Source organism: Streptomyces sp. NPDC045955, from assembly GCF_056430805.1.
This window is the reverse complement of sequence record NZ_JBWKKY010000003.1, coordinates 423,895-443,387: the sequence shown is the minus strand read 5'-3', so window position 1 is coordinate 443,387 and position 19,493 is coordinate 423,895. Positions and strand designations below refer to the sequence as shown.

At 72.1% G+C, this 19,493-nt stretch carries 19 protein-coding genes and 2 pseudogenes; 9 read left to right on the top strand and 12 right to left on the bottom strand.

Going from position 1 to position 19,493, the window contains the following annotated elements; genetic code table 11:
• Positions 1 to 3: 3 nt before the first annotated feature.
• Both AC07F0_RS08380 and AC07F0_RS08375 read left to right on the top strand, forming a co-directional pair.
• A complete protein-coding gene (locus tag AC07F0_RS08380; protein WP_478975881.1) occupies positions 4 to 768 on the top strand; it encodes a bestrophin-like domain in 765 nt (254 codons plus the stop codon).
• Positions 769 to 991: 223 nt separating this feature from the next.
• Entirely contained in the window at positions 992 to 1,531 is a 540-nt protein-coding gene (locus AC07F0_RS08375) for a hypothetical protein (RefSeq protein ID WP_478975878.1), read from the top strand.
• A 129-nt stretch (positions 1,532 to 1,660) separates the two neighbouring features.
• On the opposite strand, the gene AC07F0_RS08370 is transcribed toward AC07F0_RS08375, so the two are convergent.
• Positions 1,661 to 2,149 (bottom strand): hypothetical protein, encoded by a 489-nt coding sequence (locus AC07F0_RS08370; RefSeq protein WP_478975875.1) that lies wholly within the window; start codon positions 2,147 to 2,149, stop codon positions 1,661 to 1,663.
• Positions 2,150 to 2,518: 369 nt separating this feature from the next.
• Between AC07F0_RS08370 and AC07F0_RS08365 the strand changes: the two genes are divergently transcribed.
• Positions 2,519 to 3,187 carry a class F sortase gene (locus AC07F0_RS08365; RefSeq protein WP_478975872.1) on the top strand — a complete coding sequence of 223 codons (669 nt, stop codon included), beginning with the start codon at positions 2,519 to 2,521 and terminating at the stop codon, positions 3,185 to 3,187.
• Positions 3,188 to 3,230: 43 nt separating this feature from the next.
• Here AC07F0_RS08365 and AC07F0_RS08360 read toward each other — a convergent pair whose 3' ends face one another.
• Entirely contained in the window at positions 3,231 to 4,064 is an 834-nt protein-coding gene (locus AC07F0_RS08360; protein ID WP_478975869.1) for a polysaccharide deacetylase family protein, read from the bottom strand.
• A 63-nt stretch (positions 4,065 to 4,127) separates the two neighbouring features.
• A pseudogene (locus tag AC07F0_RS08355) lies at positions 4,128 to 4,591 on the bottom strand (phosphatidylglycerol lysyltransferase domain-containing protein); the annotation flags it as partial.
• Between the two features lie 65 nt (positions 4,592 to 4,656).
• On the opposite strand from AC07F0_RS08355, the gene AC07F0_RS08350 reads away from it, so the two are divergent.
• Together AC07F0_RS08350 and AC07F0_RS08345 are read left to right on the top strand one after the other, a co-directional pair.
• The gene (locus AC07F0_RS08350) at positions 4,657 to 5,118 is read left to right on the top strand and encodes a universal stress protein (protein ID WP_478975866.1); all 462 of its coding nucleotides are present in this window, start codon (positions 4,657 to 4,659) and stop codon (positions 5,116 to 5,118) included.
• Between the two features lie 13 nt (positions 5,119 to 5,131).
• Positions 5,132 to 5,796: pseudogene (locus AC07F0_RS08345) on the top strand (APC family permease); the annotation flags it as partial.
• 15 nt (positions 5,797 to 5,811) lie between these two features.
• Here AC07F0_RS08345 and AC07F0_RS08340 read toward each other — a convergent pair.
• The gene (locus tag AC07F0_RS08340) at positions 5,812 to 6,966 is read right to left on the bottom strand and encodes a CapA family protein (protein WP_478975863.1); all 1,155 of its coding nucleotides are present in this window, start codon (positions 6,964 to 6,966) and stop codon (positions 5,812 to 5,814) included.
• A 222-nt stretch (positions 6,967 to 7,188) separates the two neighbouring features.
• Here AC07F0_RS08340 and AC07F0_RS08335 point away from each other — a divergent pair, with 222 nt between their 5' ends.
• The 3 genes from AC07F0_RS08335 (at position 7,189) to AC07F0_RS08325 (ending at position 9,203) form a co-directional block, all read left to right on the top strand.
• A complete protein-coding gene (locus tag AC07F0_RS08335; protein WP_478975860.1) occupies positions 7,189 to 7,734 on the top strand; it encodes a sigma-70 family RNA polymerase sigma factor in 546 nt (181 codons plus the stop codon).
• Between the two features lie 151 nt (positions 7,735 to 7,885).
• Positions 7,886 to 8,398, top strand: a complete 513-nt coding sequence (locus AC07F0_RS08330; RefSeq protein WP_436731107.1) for a hypothetical protein — start codon at positions 7,886 to 7,888, stop codon at positions 8,396 to 8,398.
• A 151-nt stretch (positions 8,399 to 8,549) separates the two neighbouring features.
• Entirely contained in the window at positions 8,550 to 9,203 is a 654-nt protein-coding gene (locus AC07F0_RS08325; protein WP_478975857.1) for a zf-HC2 domain-containing protein, read from the top strand.
• Between the two features lie 242 nt (positions 9,204 to 9,445).
• Here the strand turns inward: AC07F0_RS08325 and AC07F0_RS08320 are convergent, their stop codons facing one another.
• From AC07F0_RS08320 to AC07F0_RS08310, 3 genes are all read right to left on the bottom strand, one after another.
• Positions 9,446 to 10,309, bottom strand: a complete 864-nt coding sequence (locus tag AC07F0_RS08320) for an Fpg/Nei family DNA glycosylase (protein ID WP_478975854.1) — start codon at positions 10,307 to 10,309, stop codon at positions 9,446 to 9,448.
• 22 nt (positions 10,310 to 10,331) lie between these two features.
• The gene (locus tag AC07F0_RS08315) at positions 10,332 to 12,428 is read right to left on the bottom strand and encodes a SpoIIE family protein phosphatase (RefSeq protein ID WP_478975852.1); all 2,097 of its coding nucleotides are present in this window, start codon (positions 12,426 to 12,428) and stop codon (positions 10,332 to 10,334) included.
• Positions 12,429 to 12,505: 77 nt separating this feature from the next.
• Entirely contained in the window at positions 12,506 to 13,666 is a 1,161-nt protein-coding gene (locus AC07F0_RS08310) for a DUF6777 domain-containing protein (RefSeq protein ID WP_478975849.1), read from the bottom strand.
• Positions 13,667 to 13,817: 151 nt separating this feature from the next.
• Between AC07F0_RS08310 and AC07F0_RS08305 the strand changes: the two genes are divergently transcribed.
• Positions 13,818 to 15,239: a lipase maturation factor family protein gene (locus AC07F0_RS08305; protein WP_478975846.1), complete on the top strand. Its 1,422-nt coding sequence runs from the start codon at positions 13,818 to 13,820 to the stop codon at positions 15,237 to 15,239.
• Here the strand turns inward: AC07F0_RS08305 and AC07F0_RS08300 are convergent.
• The 5 genes from AC07F0_RS08300 to AC07F0_RS08280 are packed head-to-tail and all read right to left on the bottom strand — an operon-like array spanning position 15,227 to position 19,473.
• Entirely contained in the window at positions 15,227 to 16,054 is an 828-nt protein-coding gene (locus AC07F0_RS08300; protein WP_478975843.1) for an amidohydrolase family protein, read from the bottom strand. The two genes, AC07F0_RS08305 and AC07F0_RS08300, sit on opposite strands and share 13 nt — an antisense overlap.
• Complete coding sequence (locus tag AC07F0_RS08295) at positions 16,051 to 16,368, bottom strand: L-rhamnose mutarotase (RefSeq protein ID WP_436731114.1); 318 nt, start codon at positions 16,366 to 16,368, stop codon at positions 16,051 to 16,053. Before AC07F0_RS08295 ends, AC07F0_RS08300 begins: the two co-directional genes overlap by 4 nt.
• Positions 16,365 to 17,381 (bottom strand): aldo/keto reductase, encoded by a 1,017-nt coding sequence (locus AC07F0_RS08290; protein ID WP_478975840.1) that lies wholly within the window; start codon positions 17,379 to 17,381, stop codon positions 16,365 to 16,367. Before AC07F0_RS08290 ends, AC07F0_RS08295 begins: the two co-directional genes overlap by 4 nt.
• Entirely contained in the window at positions 17,378 to 18,133 is a 756-nt protein-coding gene (locus tag AC07F0_RS08285; protein ID WP_478975838.1) for an SDR family NAD(P)-dependent oxidoreductase, read from the bottom strand. The genes AC07F0_RS08290 and AC07F0_RS08285 overlap by 4 nt, the downstream gene beginning before the upstream one ends.
• Positions 18,130 to 19,473 carry an L-fuconate dehydratase gene (locus AC07F0_RS08280; RefSeq protein ID WP_478975835.1) on the bottom strand — a complete coding sequence of 448 codons (1,344 nt, stop codon included), beginning with the start codon at positions 19,471 to 19,473 and terminating at the stop codon, positions 18,130 to 18,132. Before AC07F0_RS08280 ends, AC07F0_RS08285 begins: the two co-directional genes overlap by 4 nt.
• Positions 19,474 to 19,493 lie beyond the last annotated feature (20 nt).

Sequence of the window (19,493 nt, the reverse complement as noted above, 5' to 3'; positions counted from 1 at the left end):
CTCTTGCCGGAATGGCTTGTTCTCACCCTCGCGATGCTGGCCGCCGGTGTCGTGGTGGTCGTCGTCACCCTCGTCCGCCACCGCACGGCGTCCGACGACGAGGACCCCAGCGAGACCCCCGACGTCATCGAGTACATGACGATGTGGATCGGCGTGGTGTACGCCATCGTCCTGGGTCTGGCGATCGCCGGTGTGTGGGAGGGGCGCAGCGCCGCCCAGGACCACGTCCAGGCGGAGGCCACGGCGCTGCACGAGATCTCGGAGCGGGTCCGGGTCTACCCCGACGACGTGCGCGACCGCATCCGGGACGACATCCATACGTACGTGAGCCACGTCGTCACCACCGAGTGGGACGCCATGGCCGACCAGGACCAGGTCACCGCGCGCGGCGGTGAGCTCTTCGAGCGCGTTCGCCAGGACGTCACCGACTACGAGCCGAAGACGGACTTCGAGGCGCAGGCCTACCAGCCGCTCGTCGACCAGGTGACCGCGGCCAGCCAGGCCCGGATCGCCCGGTCGGAGTCGACCGGGGAGACCATGCCGGGCGTCGTGTGGTTCGGGCTGGTCGCCGGTGCCGTCGTCACCATCGGGATGATCTTCGTCCTCCAGATCCGCAGAACGACGCGTGAACTGATCCTCGCCGGGCTGTTCTCGGCACTGATCGCCTTCCTGCTGTTCCTGATCTGGGACTTCGACTCGCCCTACAGCAGGGGCGTGACCGCGTCGGCGGAACCGTTCCTGAACCTGTTCCCGGCGGTCGGCGACTGACGGCACCCGCATCACGGAACCCGGCCGGGGGCGCGCGACACACCGTCGCCGTCCCCCGTTCGCGTCAACGGGATTCCCCCTGGCGGCCCACACGTGTGCCCCATTCGCGCTACTGCGATCGCGCCGGCGCGCGCACGTTCTTAGCGTTTCGGGCATCGAGGTGCATTTGTGACGTGAGCGGAACAGGTCCGCGGGTGCTCCTCGGGGACCCGGAGGATTCACCATGCGCGCGATATGCGTCGCCTCGGCCTCGGCCGTACTGCTGGGCGCCGGCGCCCTCACCTCCTGCGTGCCGGCCGCCGACGCGGCCATGCAGACCGATTTCGGCTTCAGCGTCCAGCCCTCCACCGTCGCGGCGGGCGGCGAGGTCACGCTGCGGGTGGAGCGCAACGCAGCGTGCGAGGGGGAGGCGGCGGTCTCCTCACCGGTCTTCGACGTGGTCGTCATCCCGCCCGAGGAGTCGTGGGCGACGGCCACGGTCGACTGGGACGCCAAGCCCGGCGCCGTGTACGACGTGGAGTTCGCCTGCGACGAGTCGAGCGGCACCGCGCGCCTGACCATCGCCGGCGGCCGTCCGACGCACCACCCCACGCATCACCCCCACCACCCTCACCACCCGTGGAAGGGCGTGCACGCCGGAGAGGGCGGCGCCCTCGGCGGTTTCGACCTCAAGGAGATCGGCCTCGGCGCCGCGCTGATCGCGGGCGCGCTGGGCACGGCCTACCACTTCGCCCGCCGCCGCACCGACGAGGACGCCGGCTGACCGGCCCCGCGCACCGCGCGGCACGCACCGCACAGGTCTTCGCCCCGGATCCGTCGAGGGATCCGGGGCGAAGACCGTTCACGTGCGAGACGGCTCGTCGAAGGAGTCCAAGGAGCGTGGAGCGAGGCGTCAGACGCGCCGCTCGGCACGGCGGCGCATCCAGAACACCCCGCCGCCGACGACCGCGGCGGCCACGAGGCCACCGCCGATGGCCATGTCGGTCGGGGTCGCACCGGTGGTGCTGCTGCCGCCGATACCGCCGCGGACACCGCCGATGACGGTGAAGGCCTGGGGCTTGGTCAGGCTCCTGCCGTTGCACGTGACCGTGATGTCGTACGGCCCCGGGTGGGCGTTGTTCCTGATGGTGGCGGTACCCCTCGCCGTCCCCTTGGCGCCGGAGACGGGCGAGAGCGTCGCCGGCGTCGTGAACGCATTCGAGGTGGCCGTGCCACCGTGGCGGCAGTCGTCGACCGTGATGGTCAGCTGGCCGCCGCGGGCGATCACACTGGGCAGGACGACGATGTTGCTGGGTGTGTCCCACGCGACGGCCGCGGGGGCGGAGAGGCCGAGGGCGGCGACCGCGGCGCCGGCGACCGCCAGGGCACGAGTGTTACGCATGTGAACCTCCGCGGAAGACGCCCCGGGACCCGTCCCCGGTCGATCGGCGAGAAAGCGCCTCCCAGAAAGACAGTCAGTCGCCTTGCGATCACCCGCACTTCGGGACTGGTCCGTCCTGGTGAGAGAAGGCACCGCGGGAGAACCGCGCAATCGGATATCGCCCCAGGTCACGTACCGTCAGAAATTTCCTCGCGGCGGCAACTCGGATGGCGCACCTGATGGCTTCGAAGCCCCGGACGGCCCGTGACCACCCCGGACGGCCCCCCACCACCCGTTCGCTCCCGCCCCGTCGCCGGTTTCGCGCGCGGCACTTAGCGTTCTGATATGCGCGAACGACACGGCGACGGCCGCGTCGAGAGGGGATGGCCCATGTCTGCGTCCGAACTGGCCGAGGCGGAGGAGGAGGCGCGGCCGAAGAAGCGCGCCCCGTGGGGCGTGATAGCGCTGGTTCTGCTGACCGGCCTCGCGCTCATCCGGAATGGTTCGGGGGAATTCGACGAGGGCCCGCCCCAGCCGGCGACCGCGGCCGCGGCGGACAGCCGCGTGCCCGGGGCCACCTTCGCCGGGACCGTCAAGCCCCTCCCCTACGCCCTCCCGGACCGGGTCCGCATCCCGGCGATCCAGGTCGACGCGCCGATGATTCCCGTAGGCCTGGACGCGGACGGCTGGGTCGGCGCGCCGCCCCCGGAGGACCCGAACCTGGCCGGCTGGTTCACCGGTGCCGTCACCCCCGGCGAGAAGGGAACCGCGGTCGTCGTGGGCCATGTCGACAACCAGCAGGGCCCTGCCGTGTTCTACGGGCTCGGGGCCCTGAAGAAGGGAAACCGCGTCGAGGTCGCCCGGCAGGACGCGAAGACCGCCGTGTTCGAGATCTACGGCATCGAGGTGTTCGCAAAGGACAACTTCCCCGGCGACCGTGTCTACGCATCCAAGGGAGCGGCGGAACTGCGGGTCATCACCTGCGGCGGCGGTTTCTCCCAGCAGAACGGCTACGAGGGCAACGTCGTCGCCTTCGCCCGCCTGGTCGAGGTGCGCTGAGCGTTCCCCGGCGGGGCGGGCGAAGGCCCGACGGCAGGCAGTCTCAGGCGTAGTGCCGCCGGGGCACCGTGACGTGGTAGCCGGAGTCGAGCAGTTCGGGCAGATAGCGCCGCAGGGCCCGCACGCTCTGCGAGCGGTCGCCCCCGGCGTCGTGCGAGAGGACCACGACACCGGGGGCGGCGCCGTTCTGGACCCGGTCGACGATGGACCGGATGCCGGGGGTGGTCCAGTCGAGGGTGTCGAGCGTCCAGGCGAGGGGTTCCATGCCGAGTTCGGCGCCCAGTTGGAAGGTGGCGCGGTTCCAGGCGCCGTAGGGGGCGCGGAACCACTCGGGGCGCTCGCCGTAGGCCTCCTCGATGACGTCGCAGGTGCGTTCCAGCTGGGAGCGGATCTGCCGGTGGGTGAGGCGGGTGAGCAACGGGTGGGACCAGGTGTGGTTCCCGACGACATGGCCCTCGTCGGCCATCCGGGCCAGCAGCACCTTGTGGTCGGCGGCCATCTCCCCGCACACGAAGAACATGGCGCGCACGTCGTACGCGGCCAGGGTGTCGAGGATGGCCGGGGTGTAGCGGGGGTCAGGGCCGTCGTCGAAGGTCAGCACCATGGTCCGGCCGCGTCCGGAGACGCGCAGCAGCGGTTCGCGGCGTACCAGGGTCCGGCGGGGGGCCGCCTGCGGCGGGCCGTATCCGGTCAGGGGCTGAAGACGGTACGCGGAGGAGCCGAGAGGGCGGCGGGGCTGGGGCCCCGCCACCGGGACGGACCCGGCGGGGCCTTCCCCTGTGACCGCCGTGAACACACCGGCCGTGGCGGCCGCTCCCACGGCGCCGGTGCCCGCGATCAACAGCCGGCGGCGGGTGAGCAACTGATCCTTCTTCATGACTCATCAGTCGCCCGGTGGAAGGCCGACGCACCTGAGCAACACCGGTGCGGCGGCACGTTTTCACCCGAACGGCCCAAGCGGAAGGGTCAGCGGCGGCTTGCGGTGCCGGACGCGGACCTGGCCGGGCAGGCCGTCGAGAGGGTCGGCGGGCTCGGTCCCGTCCCCTCCGGCGAGGCCGAGCGCCGCCAGTGACGGCAGCCCGCGCGTGGTGGCGGGCCGCTGTCCGCCCTTCGGGTGCCCTCTTCCTCTTCCCCGCAACGTGCTCGTCGACGGTACGGAGACAAAGCCCTCGGCGATGCCGGAGGCGAGGCCGGCCTGGGCGAGCGCGCCAGCGTCCGCGTAGCAGAGGAAGCGGGGGTACCACTCGGGGCGGTACTTGGCGTTGGACCGGTACGGGGCCTCCAGTCGCCACCACTTGAGAAGAACAGCAGCAGGCGGCGTCAGAGGCGGAGCACCGGTCCGGCGCCGATGCGGGCAGGCTCCTCGAACACGGAGCGGAAGACGGCGAAGTTCAGGGACACCCGCGTCTTCTCGCCCCTCGACGCTCCCGCCCCCGGAACGGAGCTGTGGCCTTCGATAACCTCGCGGCGTGACGGAACAGCACTCCCCTCAGTTCGAACGGGGCACGGACGGGCCGAAGGTGATCGTGGTCGGGGTGGACGGCTCGGACTCGTCCCTGCGGGCCGCGGCCTACGCCGCCGGCCTGGCCCGCCGCCAGCACGCGCTGCTCGCCGTGGTGTACGTGCAGCCGGTGCTGGCGGCGGGAGCGGCGCTCGGGGCGCCGGTGGCCGAGACGACCGACGAGATCGCCGAGGACCTGGTGGCGTACATCCGGGACGCCGCCGAGCGGCTCAAGGGGATATTCGAGGTCCGCTGGGAGTTCCACACGTTCCGCGGCGACCCCTTCGGCGGTCTGGTGAAGGCGGCGGACGAACTCAAGGCGGACGCGGTGGTCGTGGGCGCGTCCGAGCAGGCGGGCCACCGGTTCGTCGGATCGGTGGCGGTGCGTCTGGTGAAGGCCGGCCGGTGGCCGGTCACGGTGGTGCCCTAGGTCGGGTCCGCAAAGTGAGGAGTCCAAGGACGCGCAGCGGCACATGCCGAAGGCGATCGTCTCCTCGCTCGTCATCTCGATGGTGCTGTACGTGGCGGCCTGGCTGGTGCTGACGGGCATGCAGGACTACAAGGACATCGACAAGGAGAGCGGCTTCTCGACGGCGTTCAAGTCGGTGGGGCTGAGCGGGCTGGCCGACGTCATCGCGGTGGGCGCGATCATCGGCATTCTCACGGTGATGTTCACGTTCATCTGGGCATCACCCGGGTGTGGTTCTCCATGTCCCGTGACGGGCTGCTGCCCAGGTGGTTCGCGAAGACGCATCCCACGCGGCACGTGCCCACGCGTGTCACCTGGATCGTGGGGGTCGCGTCGGCCGTCATCGCCGGTTTCCTGCCGATCGGCGAGGCGGCCGAGCTGACCAACATCGGCATCCTGCTGGCGTTCGTGGTGGTGTGCGCGGCGGTGATCGTGCTGCGGTACCGGCAGCCGGACCTGCCGCGCACGTTCCGTACGCCGTGGATGCCGGTGGTGCCGGCGCTGGGCATCGTCTTCTCGATCTGGCTGATCACCTTCCTCCAGTGGCAGACGTGGGTGCGGTTCGCCGTCTGGTTCGCGCTAGGGCTCGTGATCTACTTCGCCTCCTCCTACCGGCGCTCGGAGCTGGCGCGGCGCTGACCGGGCGCCTCTCGCCTACTCCCCCATCACCAGGCCGTCCTCGGCCGCGCCCCGGCTGAGCACGATGTCGTGGATGCGGTCGCGGACGGCCTGTACGCCGGCGCCCTGGGCGATCGCCCGGTTGAGGTTGACGACACGGCCGGCGTCGACGTCGAACCACTGCGGGACGAACTCGGCCTTCGTCACCTCCCAGCGGCCGCCCGGCCGTGCGGGCGGGGCGAAGGTGAAGCGGCCGAGGGTGGACTGGTTGCCGCGCGGGTCCTTGGCGCCCTGGTGGTTGGTCATCTCGCCGGCGATCTGGTCGCCCATGCCGTAGATCACCCAGGTGCCGTTGACCTTCTCGTAGGCCTGCGGGACGTGTGCGTGGGTGCCGAGGATCAGGTCGATGTCGGGGCGGCTCCCGCTGCGCGCGGCGGTGAGACTCCGGGCCAGGGTCAGCTGCCGTTCGTCGGGGGCGTCCTGCCATTCGGTGCCCCAGTGCAGGGAGACCACGACCACGTCGGCGCCCGCCTCGCGTGCGGCCCGGGCGTCCGCGAGGACCTTGGCCTCGTCGATGAGGTTCACCGCCCAGGGCTGCCCGCCGGGGAGTGGGATGCCGTTGGTGTCGTAGGTGTAGGCGAGGTGGGCGACCTTCGCCGCTCCGGCCCTCAGGACCGTCACCGTGCGGGCCTCCTCCTCGGTGCGTGCCGAACCGGCGTGCCGGACTCCCGCGCGGTCGAGGGCGTCAAGGGTGCGGCGGATGCCGTCGGCGCCGTCGTCGAGGGTGTGGTTGGAGGCGGTGGAGCAGCCGTCGTAGCCGGTGGCGGCGAGGGCCGGGGCCACCTCGGGCGGGGACTTGAACGTGGGGTAGCCGGTGTACTCGCCGTTCGCGCCGTACACGGTCTCCATGTGGCACAGGGCCACGTCGGCGTGGGAGACGACGGAGCGGATCCCCGCGAGCATCGGCCGGAAGTCGTAGCCGGTGCCGCCTGCGTCGAAGCGTGCCCGGTCGATGATCGAGCTGTGCGGGAGGACGTCTCCGGAGGCGACCAGTGTGAAGCCGCGTGGTGTGGCCACGGACGGTGCCGGGCGTCCGTGGCCGGCCCGTTCGTGGCTGCGGGCCTGGCAGGCGGCCCCCGTGGCGAGGGCGACGGTCAGGGCCAGGGCCACCTGTCGACTGCGTGCGATCATCCATTCACCCCACTGTGGGCGTTGTGGTCGTATTTACACGCAAACAGGAAAGGAGGCGCACAGCGCCCCACGCGGCTCCGACACGCTCATCAGCCCGTCCGGCACCCACATGGGCGGACGCCCCGACCGTTCGTCGAACCGTTCGTCGACGCGATCGACCGTCCGCCGCACAGGCGGGTACGTGGCCTGTCCCCCGGCTGCGCCCTGCGGTGGCATACGGCCATGACGGCCGGATCCACTCTCACGAACGGGACGACCGCCGAGCACGAGCTCGCCGCACTGCAGCGGGAGCACGGCCGGCCCCTCTTCGCGCTCCTGCTCCGGCTCTGCGACGGCGACCGGCAGCGCGCGGAGGACCTGGTGCAGGAGACGCTGGTGCGCGCCTGGCAGCACCCCGAGGCCCTGCGCGCCGACGACTTCGACTCCGTGCGGCCCTGGCTGATGACCGTCGCACGGCGGCTCGCGATCGACGCCCGGCGGGCCCGGCAGGCGCGCCCTGCCGAGGTCGGAGACGCGGTGCTGGAGAACGCGCGGGTCATCTCCGACCACGCCGAGCGGGCCGCGGCGATGCTCGACGTCCGCCAGGCTGTGAAGACACTCACTCCGGATCACCGTGAAGTCCTGGTGCTCGTGTACTTCCAGGGGGCGAGTGTGGCGGAAGCGGCGGCGACCCTCGGCATCCCGCCCGGTACCGTGAAGTCCCGCGCGTACTATGCGCTGCGCGCCCTGCGCCGGGTGCTTCCGGGATACGCCGCCGACCTGCGCTGAAACCAATGGCCGAGTCAAGCCTCCGTAAAGCGCCTTGCTGAGGACCCCGGTTGAGTAATCGGCTGTTCCCATCCGTGTTCCGGATGGGGCCGTCAGCGCCCCGGGGCCCGGTGTCGGGCGACGCGCACGTACCGGAGGAAGGCAGGAAGGGATGCTGCACAGAAGCGAAGAGGGCACGGACGGCGCCGGCGGTGAACTGACCGTCCCCATGGCGTGGTTGTATGCCGAGTACATCGCAGACGAGCTGCTGCGGACCGGCGATCTGATGCCGCCGACGTCCTTCGAGTTCCGCGCGGGGCGGGACGCACTGGCATTGACCATCTTCCTCTCCGACACCGAGGGAGAGCTGTCCGGCATCCGCGTCGTCACGCAGCTGGAGACGTGGCTGTCACTGACGGCGTACGACCAGCCGTGGCAGGAGTGGGTGCGCGAGCGGCTCGCCGAGCTCGCCGCCGCGGCCGCGGAGTCGGGTCGGCCCGCGCCGGATCTGGACCTGGCGGAGGAGGCCTGGCGCTGGCTCCAGGAGACGGAGCTGCTCGCACCCGACCTGAACGCGGTGCCGGGCGGCGCTCCGGTGGTCGGGGAGGACGAGGGGCCGAAGGTCTGGACGCCCGCCTGGCAGCTCGGACTGCCGCTGGGACACCTCGCCATCCATCTTTTTTAGATTTCTGCGGCCCCGGACCAATCCGCGGGCCGGAGCGCTCCGAATCCTTTGGTTGCGATTGTGTCACCGGCTTGAGTGATTCCGCTGCCTGGTCCGTACCGATGGGAGCAAGGAGTAACCCCACCCGCACCCAACGGCACGAGGATTCGGCATGAGGTCCCTGGAAAGGCATCGCGACGTCGGCGCCTACGCGCTCGGCGTGCTGGACGAGGCGGAAGCCTTCCGCTTCGAGGACCACCTCATGGAGTGCCCTCGGTGCGCCGCAGAGGTGACGGAATTCGGCCCGACGACACGGCAGTTGATGCTGTACCGGCGGGCGACGCCACGGTTCGTGCACCCGATGGCGCAGCCCGGGCCGCGCATGCTGGACCGGCTGCTGGCCGAGGTGGCGGCGCGGCGCCGCGCCGGACGCCGGCGCATGCTGTTCGGCCTGGCCGCGTCGGTGGTGATCGCCGTGTCGGTACCCGGCGTCGCGATGATGGCGCGGGGTGGCGCCGAGGAGCCGGTGCGGATCGCGGCGACCGACGCGCGGTCGGGTGTCTGGGCCCAGGTCACGGTGGAGGACAAGGCCTCGGGCAGCCAGGTCGAGCTGAAGGTGAAGGACGCGGCCAGTCCCCGCCCCTGCCACCTGGTCATCGTCGGCCGGGACGGCACCGAGGAGACCGCGACCAGCTGGCACGGGCCCGGGCACGACGACCGGCCCAGCACGATGATGGCCAGTTCCTCCAAGCATCCCGACGAGACCGCCCGCTACGAGGTCCGCTCGGCGTCCGGAGAGGTCCTGGTGAGACTCCAGCCCCAGTAGGCCGTCTCCGCCCGCGAAGGGACTGCCGTCCGTACACCCCTGCCGCCGGGCACCCCCTCTGCCCTCGCTGCCGGCCGGGCGGCAGCGGCAGCGGCAGCGGCAGACGCACGAGATCACGCTGAAGCCGGGCGACGGCCGCGGGCGAGCTGGCGCCCGAGACGCTGCGGCGCCTCATCCACTCCATCCTCGACTCGTCCACGAGCCGCTGCTCGGTGAGGGCGGGCACGGCCCACTTCCGCGGCTCACTTCAGCAGCCGGGACATCCTGCGGTCCGCCAGCGGTTTGCCGCCCGTCTGGCAGGTCGGGCAGTACTGGAGCGAGGAGTCGCTGAAGGACACCTCGCGGATGGTGTCGCCGCACACCGGGCAGGACTCGCCGGTGCGGCCGTGCACACGCAGACCGCTCTTCTTCTCGGCCTTCAGCCGGCCGGCCGCCACGCCCCGGGAGCGTTCGACCGCCTCGGTGAGCGTGTCGCGCAGGGCCGCGTACAGCCGGCCGGTCTCCTCCTCGCTCAACGACGCGGCCAGCTTGAAGGGCGACATCCTCGCCGCGTGCAGGATCTCGTCGCTGTAGGCGTTGCCCACGCCCGCGATCAGGCCCTGGTCCCGCAACGCGCCCTTGAGCTGCCGCCGTTCACCGGCCAAGAGTTCCGTGAAGCGCCGCTGGTCGAAGTCGTCGGCCAGCGGGTCCGGGCCGAGCCGGGCGATGCCCTGGACCTCCTGCGGGTCCGCCACGACGTACACCGCGAGCCGCTTCTGGGTGCCGGCCTCGGTCAGGTCGAACCCGGCGCCGGTCTCCAGGGCCACGCGCAGCGCGAGGGGGCCCTTGCCGGGGCGGGGCGGGCCGTCGGGCAGGCGGTCCTTCCAGTGCAGCCAGCCGGCGCGGGCCAGATGCGTCACGAAGTGCGGTCCGTCCGCGGTCCCGATGTCGAGGAACTTGCCGTACCGGCGCACCGCGGAGACCTCGTGCCCCTCCAGCGCGGACAGGGGCGGGTCGTACGTCTTCAGGACGCTGATCGCTACGGGCAGCACCCGTACGATCTCGTGGCCGACGAGATGCTCGGTGAGGAAGTCCTTGAGCGCCTCGACCTCGGGGAGTTCCGGCATAGGTCCAGAGTGCCACGCGGGGTCAGGGTCCTTCTTCCTGGCCGGGCACCACGAACTCGCACCACACGGCCTTGCCGCCGCCGCGTGCCTCCACGCCCCACACGTCGGTGAGCAGCTCGACCAGCAGCAGGCCCCGGCCGGAGACGCCCGACTCGCCCGCCTCACGGCGGCGTGGCAGGGCACTGGAGGAGTCCTCGACCTCGACGCGCAGCCGGCGCTCGGAGCCGATGAGGGTCCGCAGGGTGACGATGGCGGAGCCCTCGGTGTGCATCAGGGCGTTGGTGATCAGCTCGTCGGCGACGAGTTCGACGTCGTCGGCGCGCTCCCGGGCTCCCCAGACGCCGACCGCGGTGCGGATCATGTGCCGGGCCTCGGCCAGGGCCGCCGGGTCGCCGGGGGCGACGTGCCGCTGGAGCCGCTGGCCGGACCGCGGGCTGTCCGGGCCGCGCCGGCGCAGCAGGAGCAGCGCCACGTCGTCGTCGCCGCCGCGCTCGGCGGCCACGTCGATGAGCCGGTCGGCGAGGTCCCGTACGTCGTCGGGGCCGGTGTCGACGAGTGCGGTGAGGGTGCGCATACCGTCGTCGAGGTCGGCGCCGGGCTGCTCCACCAGGCCGTCGGTGCACAGCAGCAGCGTCTCGTCCGGGTCCAGCTCCACGGTGCTCACCGGGTAGTCGAGGCGGCCGAACTCGGCGGACAGGCCGAGCGGCAGGCCGCCCGGGACGGTGACGCGGCGGCAGGAGCCGTCGGTGCGCCGCACCAGCGGATCGATGTGGCCGGCCCGGACCATCTGGAGCACGCCGGTGGACAGGTCGGCCTCCGCGTAGAGACAGGTCGCGGAGCGGTCGGTGTCGAGTTCGTGCAGGAAGACGGAGGCGCGGGCCATCACGGTCGCCGGGGTGTGCCCCTCGGCGGCGTAGGCGCGCAGCACGATGCGCAGCTGGCCCATGACGGCCGCCGCGTGCGTGTCGTGGCCCTGGACGTCGCCGATGACGGCGCCGACCCGGCCGCCGGGCAGCGGGATCAGGTCGTACCAGTCGCCGCCGATGTCCCGGCCGACGGAGCCGCCGATGGTGGCGGCGCGGTAGCGGACGGCGACGTCGGCCCCGGGCACGCTCGGGATGGTCCGGGGCAGCATGGCCTGCTGGAGACCTTGCGCCAGGTCCATCTCCTGCTCGTAGAACATGGCCCGCTGCAGGCTCTGCGCGATGCTGCTGCCGAGGGCGACGAGGATGTTGCGCTCCTCGGGGGTGAAGCCGCGCCGGTCGCTGTAGAGCAGGCCGATGGCGCCGATCGGCCGTGCCTGGACGATGAGCGGCAGATAGGCGGCCGAGGTGATGTTCAGGCCGGTGATGTGCGGCCAGAGGATCGGGTAGCGCTCGGCGAACTCCTCCGGCGACTCGATGAAGCAGGGGCCGAGGGTCCGTACGGCCTCACTCATCGGGTAGGGATCGTCGATCCGGGTGATGCGGGTGCCGGGCACGAAGCTGTCCGAGGGGCCCTCGGCGACCAGGCGGATGCGGCCGGCCTCGACCAGGCCCATGACGAGGCTGGTGGCGCCCAGGTGGGTGAGGCCGTGGGTGTCCTTGAGGACGTCGATGACGTCCTGGACGGTGCGGGCGTGGGCGAGGGCGGCCGTGGTGAGTTCGACGACGCTGGTCTGCTGCCGGCGGGCCTCGTCCTGGGCGGCCTCGTCGCCGCGGGCGTCGCTCTCGGCGAGTTCCCGGGTGGCGTCGCGGACGATGCCGATGATGCGGCGGGGCCGTCCGGTGCGGTCGCGGCGGATGTAGCCCTGGGTGTGGGTCCAGCGCAGGGAGCCGTCGCGGCGGCGGATGCGGAAGTAGGCGCCGTAGTTCTCGCTGCCGTCCTTCAGGGCCTGGGAGACCGCGGTGTCCAGGCGCCGGGACTCATCGGGCGGGACGCGCTTGGCGAGCGTCTCGGGATGGTCGTCGTACTCGTCGGGGCGCACGTCGAAGATGTCGTGGGCCTGGGCGTCCATATGCATCAGGCCGGTGTCCAGATCCCAGTCGAAGCTGCCCATCCGGTTGAGCGCGAGGATCGGGTCCGGGCGGGCGGGCCAGTCGTCCGGGAGGGACACGGCGCTCGCTCCCCGATCAGCCATGGGCCCACCTTGCCAGGATTCGTCCGATTCTTCGACCAGATGTGCTGAGTTTACGGGCCGCTCCGCGGAAGCGGTCCTCAGTTACCGAAGACGTCCGTGGGGCTGCCGAGGATGACATCGGCGGCCCGGTCGTCGGGAATCAGCCCGGCTCCGTCGGGCGGATCGGGACTGTCCGGCACGGCGTCGGGGCCGACCTCGCCGGTGTCGGGATCTTCGGGGTCTACGGGATCTTCGGGGTCTTCGGGGCCTTCGGGGTCTTCGGGGGAGGGTTCGTCGGGCGGCGGGCCGGGCTCGTCGGGCGGTGGTGCGTCCGTGACGGTCAGCGGGGAGCTCACGTCCCAGGGGTACGTGCTGTCCAGGTCCGCGGAGACGCCGGACTCGCGCGGAGCGTCGGGCGGCGGCTCGGACGCCACCGGAGCCGGTGGCGGCGGGTCCGTCGCCCAGACCGGTGGCGGCAGGGCCCGGTCGTGGCGTACGTCGTGGCCGGTGCGCCGTTCGATCCACGTGCGGGTGGTGACGTCGACGATCGTGAAGGTGGTGATCGCCTGCGGGGCGGGGGTCACGACGACGGCCCGGCCGAGCCGGTAGCCGGGCCAGGGGGTGCCCTTGGTGTCCGGCGTGCCGCGCAGCGCCGCGGGAGGGCGGAGGGGGTTGCCGCAGGCGCACCGGACGCGCGGCACTCCCCGGTCGTCGACCAGGACGGCGGTGCCCGCCTGGAGGACGGCCTGGTGGCCGACGGCCCGGCCGCCGTGGAAGCCGTGGTCGGTGACGCGGGTGTCGGCGCGCAGCACGACCGGGGTCAGTCCGCGCAGGTGGTCCGGGACGGAGGCCGGGGAGACGCCCGCGACCCGGGCGAAGGCGCGCGTCCTGGCCGGGGCGCGGGTGAGATGGCCGATCTGCCGGGCGACGTCGCAGCTGCCGGTCCGCTCGATGCCGCCGTACAGGCCGGGTGTTCCGCCGGAGAGCGAGCGCAGGCCGCTCAGGTCGGCGGAGACCGGGCCCGCGTCGCCCGCGTCGGCCGTCTGTGGCGTTCGGGGGATGGGGGACGGGGTAGCCGTCGTGGTGGCCGTGGAGTCCGTGAAGGGGTTCTGCCCCTGGGCCGCGGCCGGCTGGAGGAAGAGTGCCCCGCCGGTGCCCGCGGCGTCGCCATAGCCGCCGCTGGTGGCGCCGCACGCCGAGAGGAGGAGCGCCGCGAAGAGCGTGCAGGCCGTGACGAAGGCCCCGGTAGGTGTCCGCACCTCGCCCTCCAGCTCACTCCGTCACATGACGTCACATATATGGCCCCTCGTCACTATTGTTTGCTTCACTCACTCGGGTTACGCAACCGGAGCGTCCGTACACGGAGCGTGACACCGGGGTCCGGCGCCGCACTGGGAGGGACGCACGGCCGTGGACTGGTTCACCGCATCCGACTACTGGCTGAGCCGGCTGGTCTTCCAGCGGGCGCTGGCCGCCGTGTACCTGGTCGCGTTCCTGACGGCCGCGTTGCAGTTCCGCGCGCTGCTCGGGGAACGCGGCATGCTGCCGGTGCCGAAGTTCGTCGAGCGGGTGCCCTTCAAGCGGGCGCCGAGCCTGTTCCAGCTGCACTATTCGGACCGCTTCTTCGCCCTCTGCGCGTGGGCGGGCTGCGCGGTGTCGGCGGCGCTGCTGGCCGGGCTCGACTCGCTGCTGCCCCTGTGGGGCGGCATGCTGCTGTGGCTGGTGCCGTGGGCGTTGTACCTGTCGATCGTCAACGTCGGGCAGACCTGGTACTCGTTCGGCTGGGAGTCGCTGCTGCTGGAGGTCGGCTTCCTCGCCGTGTTCCTCGGCAACGACGAGGTGGCGCCGCCCGTCGTCGTGCTGTTCCTGCTGCGCTGGATCCTGTTCCGCGTGGAGTTCGGCGCGGGGCTGATCAAGATGCGCGGCGACGAGTGCTGGCGGAAGCTGACGTGCCTGGACCACCATCACGAGACGCAGCCGATGCCGGGCCCGCTGAGCTGGTTCTTCCACCATCTGCCCCGGCCCCTGCACCGGGTCGAGGTGGCCGCGAACCACGTCACGCAACTCATGGTGCCCTTCCTGCTGTTCACCCCGCAGCCCGTCGCGTCGGCCGCCGCAGCGCTGATGATCGTCACCCAGATGTGGCTGGTGCTGTCGGGCAACTTCTCCTGGCTGAACTGGATCACGATCGTGCTGGCCCTGTCGGCGGTCGAGTTCCCCACCGATCCGCCGTCGGTGCCCGGCGCGCCGCTGTGGTACGTGGTCGTGGTCCTCGCGGTCGCCGCGCTGCTGCTGGGGCTCAGCTACCAGCCGGTCCGCAACATGATCTCCCGCCGGCAGGTCATGAACCGCTCCTTCGACCCGCTTCATCTGGTCAACACCTACGGCGCGTTCGGCAGCGTCAGCCGGATCCGCTACGAGGTGGTCGTCGAGGGCACGGCCGACGACGTGCCCCGCGAGGACTCCGACTGGCGGGAGTACGAGTTCAAGGGCAAGCCCGGTGATCCCCGGCGCTGGCCGCGCCAGTTCGCGCCGTACCATCTGCGCCTCGACTGGATGATGTGGTTCGCGGCCCTCTCCCCCGCGTACGCGGGGTCGTGGTTCGGCGCCCTGGTGGAACGGCTGCTGGAGAACGACCGCGACACGCTGAAGCTGTTGCGCCGCTCGCCGTTCCCGCCCGACGCGCCGCCCCGTTTCGTCCGCGCCCGCCTCTTCCGCTACCGCTACACGACCTGGCGCGAGCTGCGGGAGACGGGCGCGTGCTGGGAGCGGACGTACGTACGGGAGTATCTGCCGCCGACGCGGCTGACCGGCGTGGTTCAGAGGTCGTAGACGCGGGTGGCGGTGGCTCCGAAGATCCGGGCGTGTTCGGACGGACCCGTCAGCCGGCGTGCGGTGTCGAGCACCTCTGCGTAGGAGGCCGCGAGGGTGCACACCGGCCAGTCCGAGCCGTACATCAGGCGGTCCGGGCCGAAGGCCTCCAGCACGACGTCGGCGTACGGGCGCAGGTCGTCGATCGTCCAGGACGCGAGGTCGGCCTCGGTGACCATGCCGGAGAGCTTGCAGACGGTGTTGGGCAGCGCGGCGAGGGCGCGGAGACCGGACGCCCAGGGTTCGAGGGTGCCGGAGGCGATGGGCGGCTTGCCCAAGTGGTCCAGGACGAAGGTGAGGTGCGGCAGGGACGCGGCCGCCTTGGTGCAGGCCGGGAGCTGGTGGGGCAGCACGACCAGGTCGTACACCAGCCCCACGTCGGCCACGGCGGTCAGGCCCCGGCCCACGTCCGGACGCAGCAGCCACTCCGGATCCGGCTCGCCCTGCACCTGGTGCCGGATGCCCTTGAGGTACCGCCCGCCGGGCAGTTCCCGTAGCCGGGCCAGCTCGTCGGCCACGTCGGGGCGGGTGAGGTCGGTCCAGCCCACGACCCCGGCGATCAGCTCGTGCTCATCGGCCAGGGCCAGGAACTCCGGGGTCTCCTCGGGGACGGTGACGGTCTGGACGAGGACGGTGCGGTCGACGCCCAGCGCGCGGGCCTCGGGTGCGAGGTCCCCCATCGTGAAGTCACGCCGGATCGGGCTGTCTTCCGCGATCCAGTCCTGGTCCCGCGCGGACAGGTCCCACACGTGGTGGTGGGCGTCGACCACGGTCATGACGGCAGCTCCCAGACGACGGGCAGGCCGGCGTCCGCGCCGTCGCCGGAGTAGTCGTGCACCACGTCCAGCAGTTCGGCCATGCGGGCCTGCCAGGCGACGTTGACCGGCAGGTTCTCCAGCTCGGCGAGGAGGCGGGCGTAGTCCTCGCACTCCAGGACGTGGAACAGGTCGGTGCCGCTGCGCCAGATGGTCCAGGAGGTGGCGCCCGCGGCGCGGATGGCGTCGGTGAGCTCCTCGGGCACCTCGCGGTGGGCGGCTTCGTAGTCGGCGATGCGGTCGGCGCGGACCTTGGTGTGCAGGGCGACTCTCATGACGGCTCCTTGGCCGAGGCCGTCGTGGAGGACGGTTCCTCGCCGGGGACGGGGGCGTCGGCGGGCAGCAGGCCCTTGGCGCGCAGTTCCTGCCAGAACCCGGTGGGCACCCGGGCGGCGAACTGGTGGGCGCAGTCGCGCACTTCGTGCGCCGAGCGGGCTCCGACGAGGACGCTGGCGACGGCCGGGTGGGCGGCGCAGAAGGCGAGGGCGGCGGCGCGCAGCGTGGTGCCGTGGCGGTGGGCGACGGACTTCAGGCGCAGCGCCCGCTGGACCAGGTCGGAGGGGGCGACGGTGTAGTTGTACTTCGCGCCCGGCTGCGGGTTCGCCAGCAGGCCGGAGTTGAAGGCGCCGCCGATGACGACGGACTTCCCGCGTTCCTGGGCGGCGGGCAGCAGGCCGGTGAGAGCGCTCTGGTCCAGCAGGGTGTAGCGGCCTGCGCACAGCACCACGTCGATGTCGGTGTCACGGACGAAGCGGGTGAGCATCTCCGCCTGGTTCATCCCGGCGCCGATCGCCCCGACCACGCCCTCCGAGCGGAGCCTCTCCAGCGCCGGGTACCCCTCGCGGAAAGCCCACTCGGCGTGCTCGTCCGGGTCGTGGAGGTAGACGATGTCGACCCGGTCGAGGCCGAGGCGTTCCAGGCTCGACTCCAGGGTGCGGCGGATGCCGTCGGCGCTGAAGTCCCAGACGCGCCGGTGGGTGGCGGGCACGGCGAAGCCCCCGGCGAGGTCGTCGCCGGTGCCGTCCGTGGGCTCCAGGCGGCGGCCGACCTTGGTGGAGATCGTGTACCGGTCGCGGGGGCGGTCGCGCAGGGCGGCGCCCAGGCGGCGCTCGGACAGGCCGAGGCCGTAGTGCGGGGCGGTGTCGAAGTAGCGGATGCCGCGCTGCCAGGCGGCCTCCACGGCCTCGCGTGCCTGTTCCTCGCCGACCTCGGTGTACAGGTTGCCGATCGCGGCCGCGCCGAAGGACAGGGCGCTGACCCGGACGCCGCTGCCGCCGAGCCGGTTCACCGGTTCACCGGCCGCAGCCGCAGGCCCTGCATGCCGCCGTCGACGGCGAGCGAGGTGCCCGTGGTGGCTCCGGACAGGGGACTCGCCAGGTAGGCGATGGCGCCCGCGACCTCGGCGGCGCCGACCAGGCGACCGGTGGGCTGGCGGGCCTCCAGGGCGGCGCGTTCGGCGGCCGGGTCGGGAGCGGCGTCGAGGAGGCGACCGACCCACGGTGTGTCGACCGTGCCCGGGTTGACGCAGTTGACGCGGATGCCCTCGCGGACGTGGTCGGCGGCCATGGCGAGCGTCAGCGAGTACACGGCGCCCTTGGTGGCGCTGTACAGGGCGCGCTGCGGCAGGCCCGCGGTGGCCGCGATGGAGCAGGTGTTGACGATCGCCGCGTGCGCGGAGGCACGCAGGTGGGGCAGGCAGGCGCGGGTGGTGCGGACCATGCCGACGACGTTGACGTCGTAGACGCGGTGCCAGTCGTCGTCGGAGTTGTCCTCGACGGTGCCCTGGGCGCCGATGCCCGCGTTGTTGACCAGGACGTCGAGCCCGCCGAGGTCGGCGACGGCCGCCGCCACGGCCTCGCGCACGGACGCGTCGTCGGTCACGTCCGCCCGGTAGGCCAGCAGGGGCTTGTCGACCGGCGACGGGTCCAGGTCGAGGACGGCGACCTGGGCGCCGCGCTCGGCCAGGAGTTCCGCGGTCGCCCGGCCGATGCCGGAGGCGCCGCCCGTCACCAGGGCCCTGATGCCCTCGAAGTCGCTCATGCAGCCCGACCCTTCTTCTGTTTGTCGAGGTCGGCGGCCCAGAACTCGCCGCCCGGGTAGGTGTACCGCGCCAGCGACTCGGGCCGCATGGCGGCCGAGAAGCCCGGCGCGGTCGGTGCCGTGTAACGACCTTCGCTGATGACGACCGGGGCGAGGAAGTGGTCGTGCAGATGATCGACGTATTCGATGACACGGTCCTCGGTGGTTCCGGTCAGGGCCACGTAGTCGAACATCGACAGGTGCTGGACGAGTTCGCACAGGCCGACGCCGCCCGCGTGCGGGCAGACCGGGACGCCGAACTTGGCCGCGAGCAGCAGGATGGCGAGGTTCTCGGGGACGCCGCCGACGCGGGCCGCGTCGATCTGGACGACGTCGAGCGCGCCGGCCTGGAGGAGCTGCTTGAAGACGATCCGGTTGTGCACGTGCTCGCCGGTGGCGACCTTCACGGGGGCGACGGCCCGGCGGATCGCAGCGTGGCCGAGGATGTCGTCGGGGCTGGTGGGTTCCTCGATCCAGTAGGGGTCGAACTCCGCGAGGGCCTTGGTCCAGCGGATGGCCTCGTCTACGTCCCAGCGCTGGTTGGCGTCGATGGCCATGCGGACGTCCGGGCCGATGACGGACCGGGCCACACGGCAGCGGCGGATGTCGTCGTCGAGGTCGGCGCCGACCTTGAGCTTGATCTGCCGGAAGCCGTCGGCGACGGCCCGGTCCGCGAGCCGCGTGAGTTTCTCGTCGTCGTAGCCGAGCCAGCCGGGCGAGGTGGTGTAGGCCGGGTAGCCGTGTTCCAGCAGCCGGGCCGTGCGCTCCTCGGCGCCCTGTCTGCCCCGGCGCAGCAGGGTCAGGGCCTCCTCGGGGGTGAGGGCGTCGGTGAGGTAGCGGAAGTCGACCTGGCGGACCAGCCATTCGGGTTCGGCCTCGGCGAGCAGCCGCCACAGCGGCAGGCCGGCGCGCTTGGCGGCCAGGTCCCACACGGCGTTGACGACCGCGCCGATCGCCATGTGCATCACGCCCTTCTCGGGGCCGAGCCAGCGCAGCTGGCTGTCGCCGATCAGGTCGCTGTTCAGGGTGGAGGGGTCGGCGCACAGGTCGTCGGCGGAGCGGCCGATGAGGTGTCCGCGCAGCGCCTCGATCGCGGCGACCTGCACCTCGTTGCCCCGCCCGATGGTGAAGGCGAATCCGTGCCCCTCGTGCCCGTCGGCGGCGTCCGTGCGCAGGACGACGTAGGCCGCCGAGTAGTCGGGGTCCGGGTTCATCGCGTCGGAGCCGTCGAGCTCGCGCGAGGTGGGGAAGCGGATGTCGTGGGTGTCGACCGCGATGATGCGGGCGGGCGTCGGGGACACAGGGGGCCTTTCGGGTCGGT

Excerpts from the sequence above, each read along its gene's own strand:
- AC07F0_RS08375 (WP_478975878.1), top strand. The coding sequence starts at position 992 with ATGCGCGCGATATGCGTCGCCTCGGCCTCGGCCGTACTGCTGGGCGCC.
- AC07F0_RS08325 (WP_478975857.1), top strand. The coding sequence starts at position 8,550 with ATGAGGTCCCTGGAAAGGCATCGCGACGTCGGCGCCTACGCGCTCGGC.
- AC07F0_RS08340 (WP_478975863.1), bottom strand. The coding sequence starts at position 6,966 with ATGATCGCACGCAGTCGACAGGTGGCCCTGGCCCTGACCGTCGCCCTC.
- AC07F0_RS08330 (WP_436731107.1), top strand. The coding sequence starts at position 7,886 with ATGCTGCACAGAAGCGAAGAGGGCACGGACGGCGCCGGCGGTGAACTG.
- AC07F0_RS08365 (WP_478975872.1), top strand. The coding sequence starts at position 2,519 with ATGTCTGCGTCCGAACTGGCCGAGGCGGAGGAGGAGGCGCGGCCGAAG.
- AC07F0_RS08335 (WP_478975860.1), top strand. The coding sequence starts at position 7,189 with ATGACGGCCGGATCCACTCTCACGAACGGGACGACCGCCGAGCACGAG.
- AC07F0_RS08295 (WP_436731114.1), bottom strand. The coding sequence starts at position 16,368 with ATGAGAGTCGCCCTGCACACCAAGGTCCGCGCCGACCGCATCGCCGAC.
- AC07F0_RS08300 (WP_478975843.1), bottom strand. The coding sequence starts at position 16,054 with ATGACCGTGGTCGACGCCCACCACCACGTGTGGGACCTGTCCGCGCGG.
- AC07F0_RS08285 (WP_478975838.1), bottom strand. The coding sequence starts at position 18,133 with ATGAGCGACTTCGAGGGCATCAGGGCCCTGGTGACGGGCGGCGCCTCC.
- AC07F0_RS08320 (WP_478975854.1), bottom strand. The coding sequence starts at position 10,309 with ATGCCGGAACTCCCCGAGGTCGAGGCGCTCAAGGACTTCCTCACCGAG.
- AC07F0_RS08315 (WP_478975852.1), bottom strand. The coding sequence starts at position 12,428 with ATGGCTGATCGGGGAGCGAGCGCCGTGTCCCTCCCGGACGACTGGCCC.
- AC07F0_RS08370 (WP_478975875.1), bottom strand. The coding sequence starts at position 2,149 with ATGCGTAACACTCGTGCCCTGGCGGTCGCCGGCGCCGCGGTCGCCGCC.
- AC07F0_RS08360 (WP_478975869.1), bottom strand. The coding sequence starts at position 4,064 with ATGAAGAAGGATCAGTTGCTCACCCGCCGCCGGCTGTTGATCGCGGGC.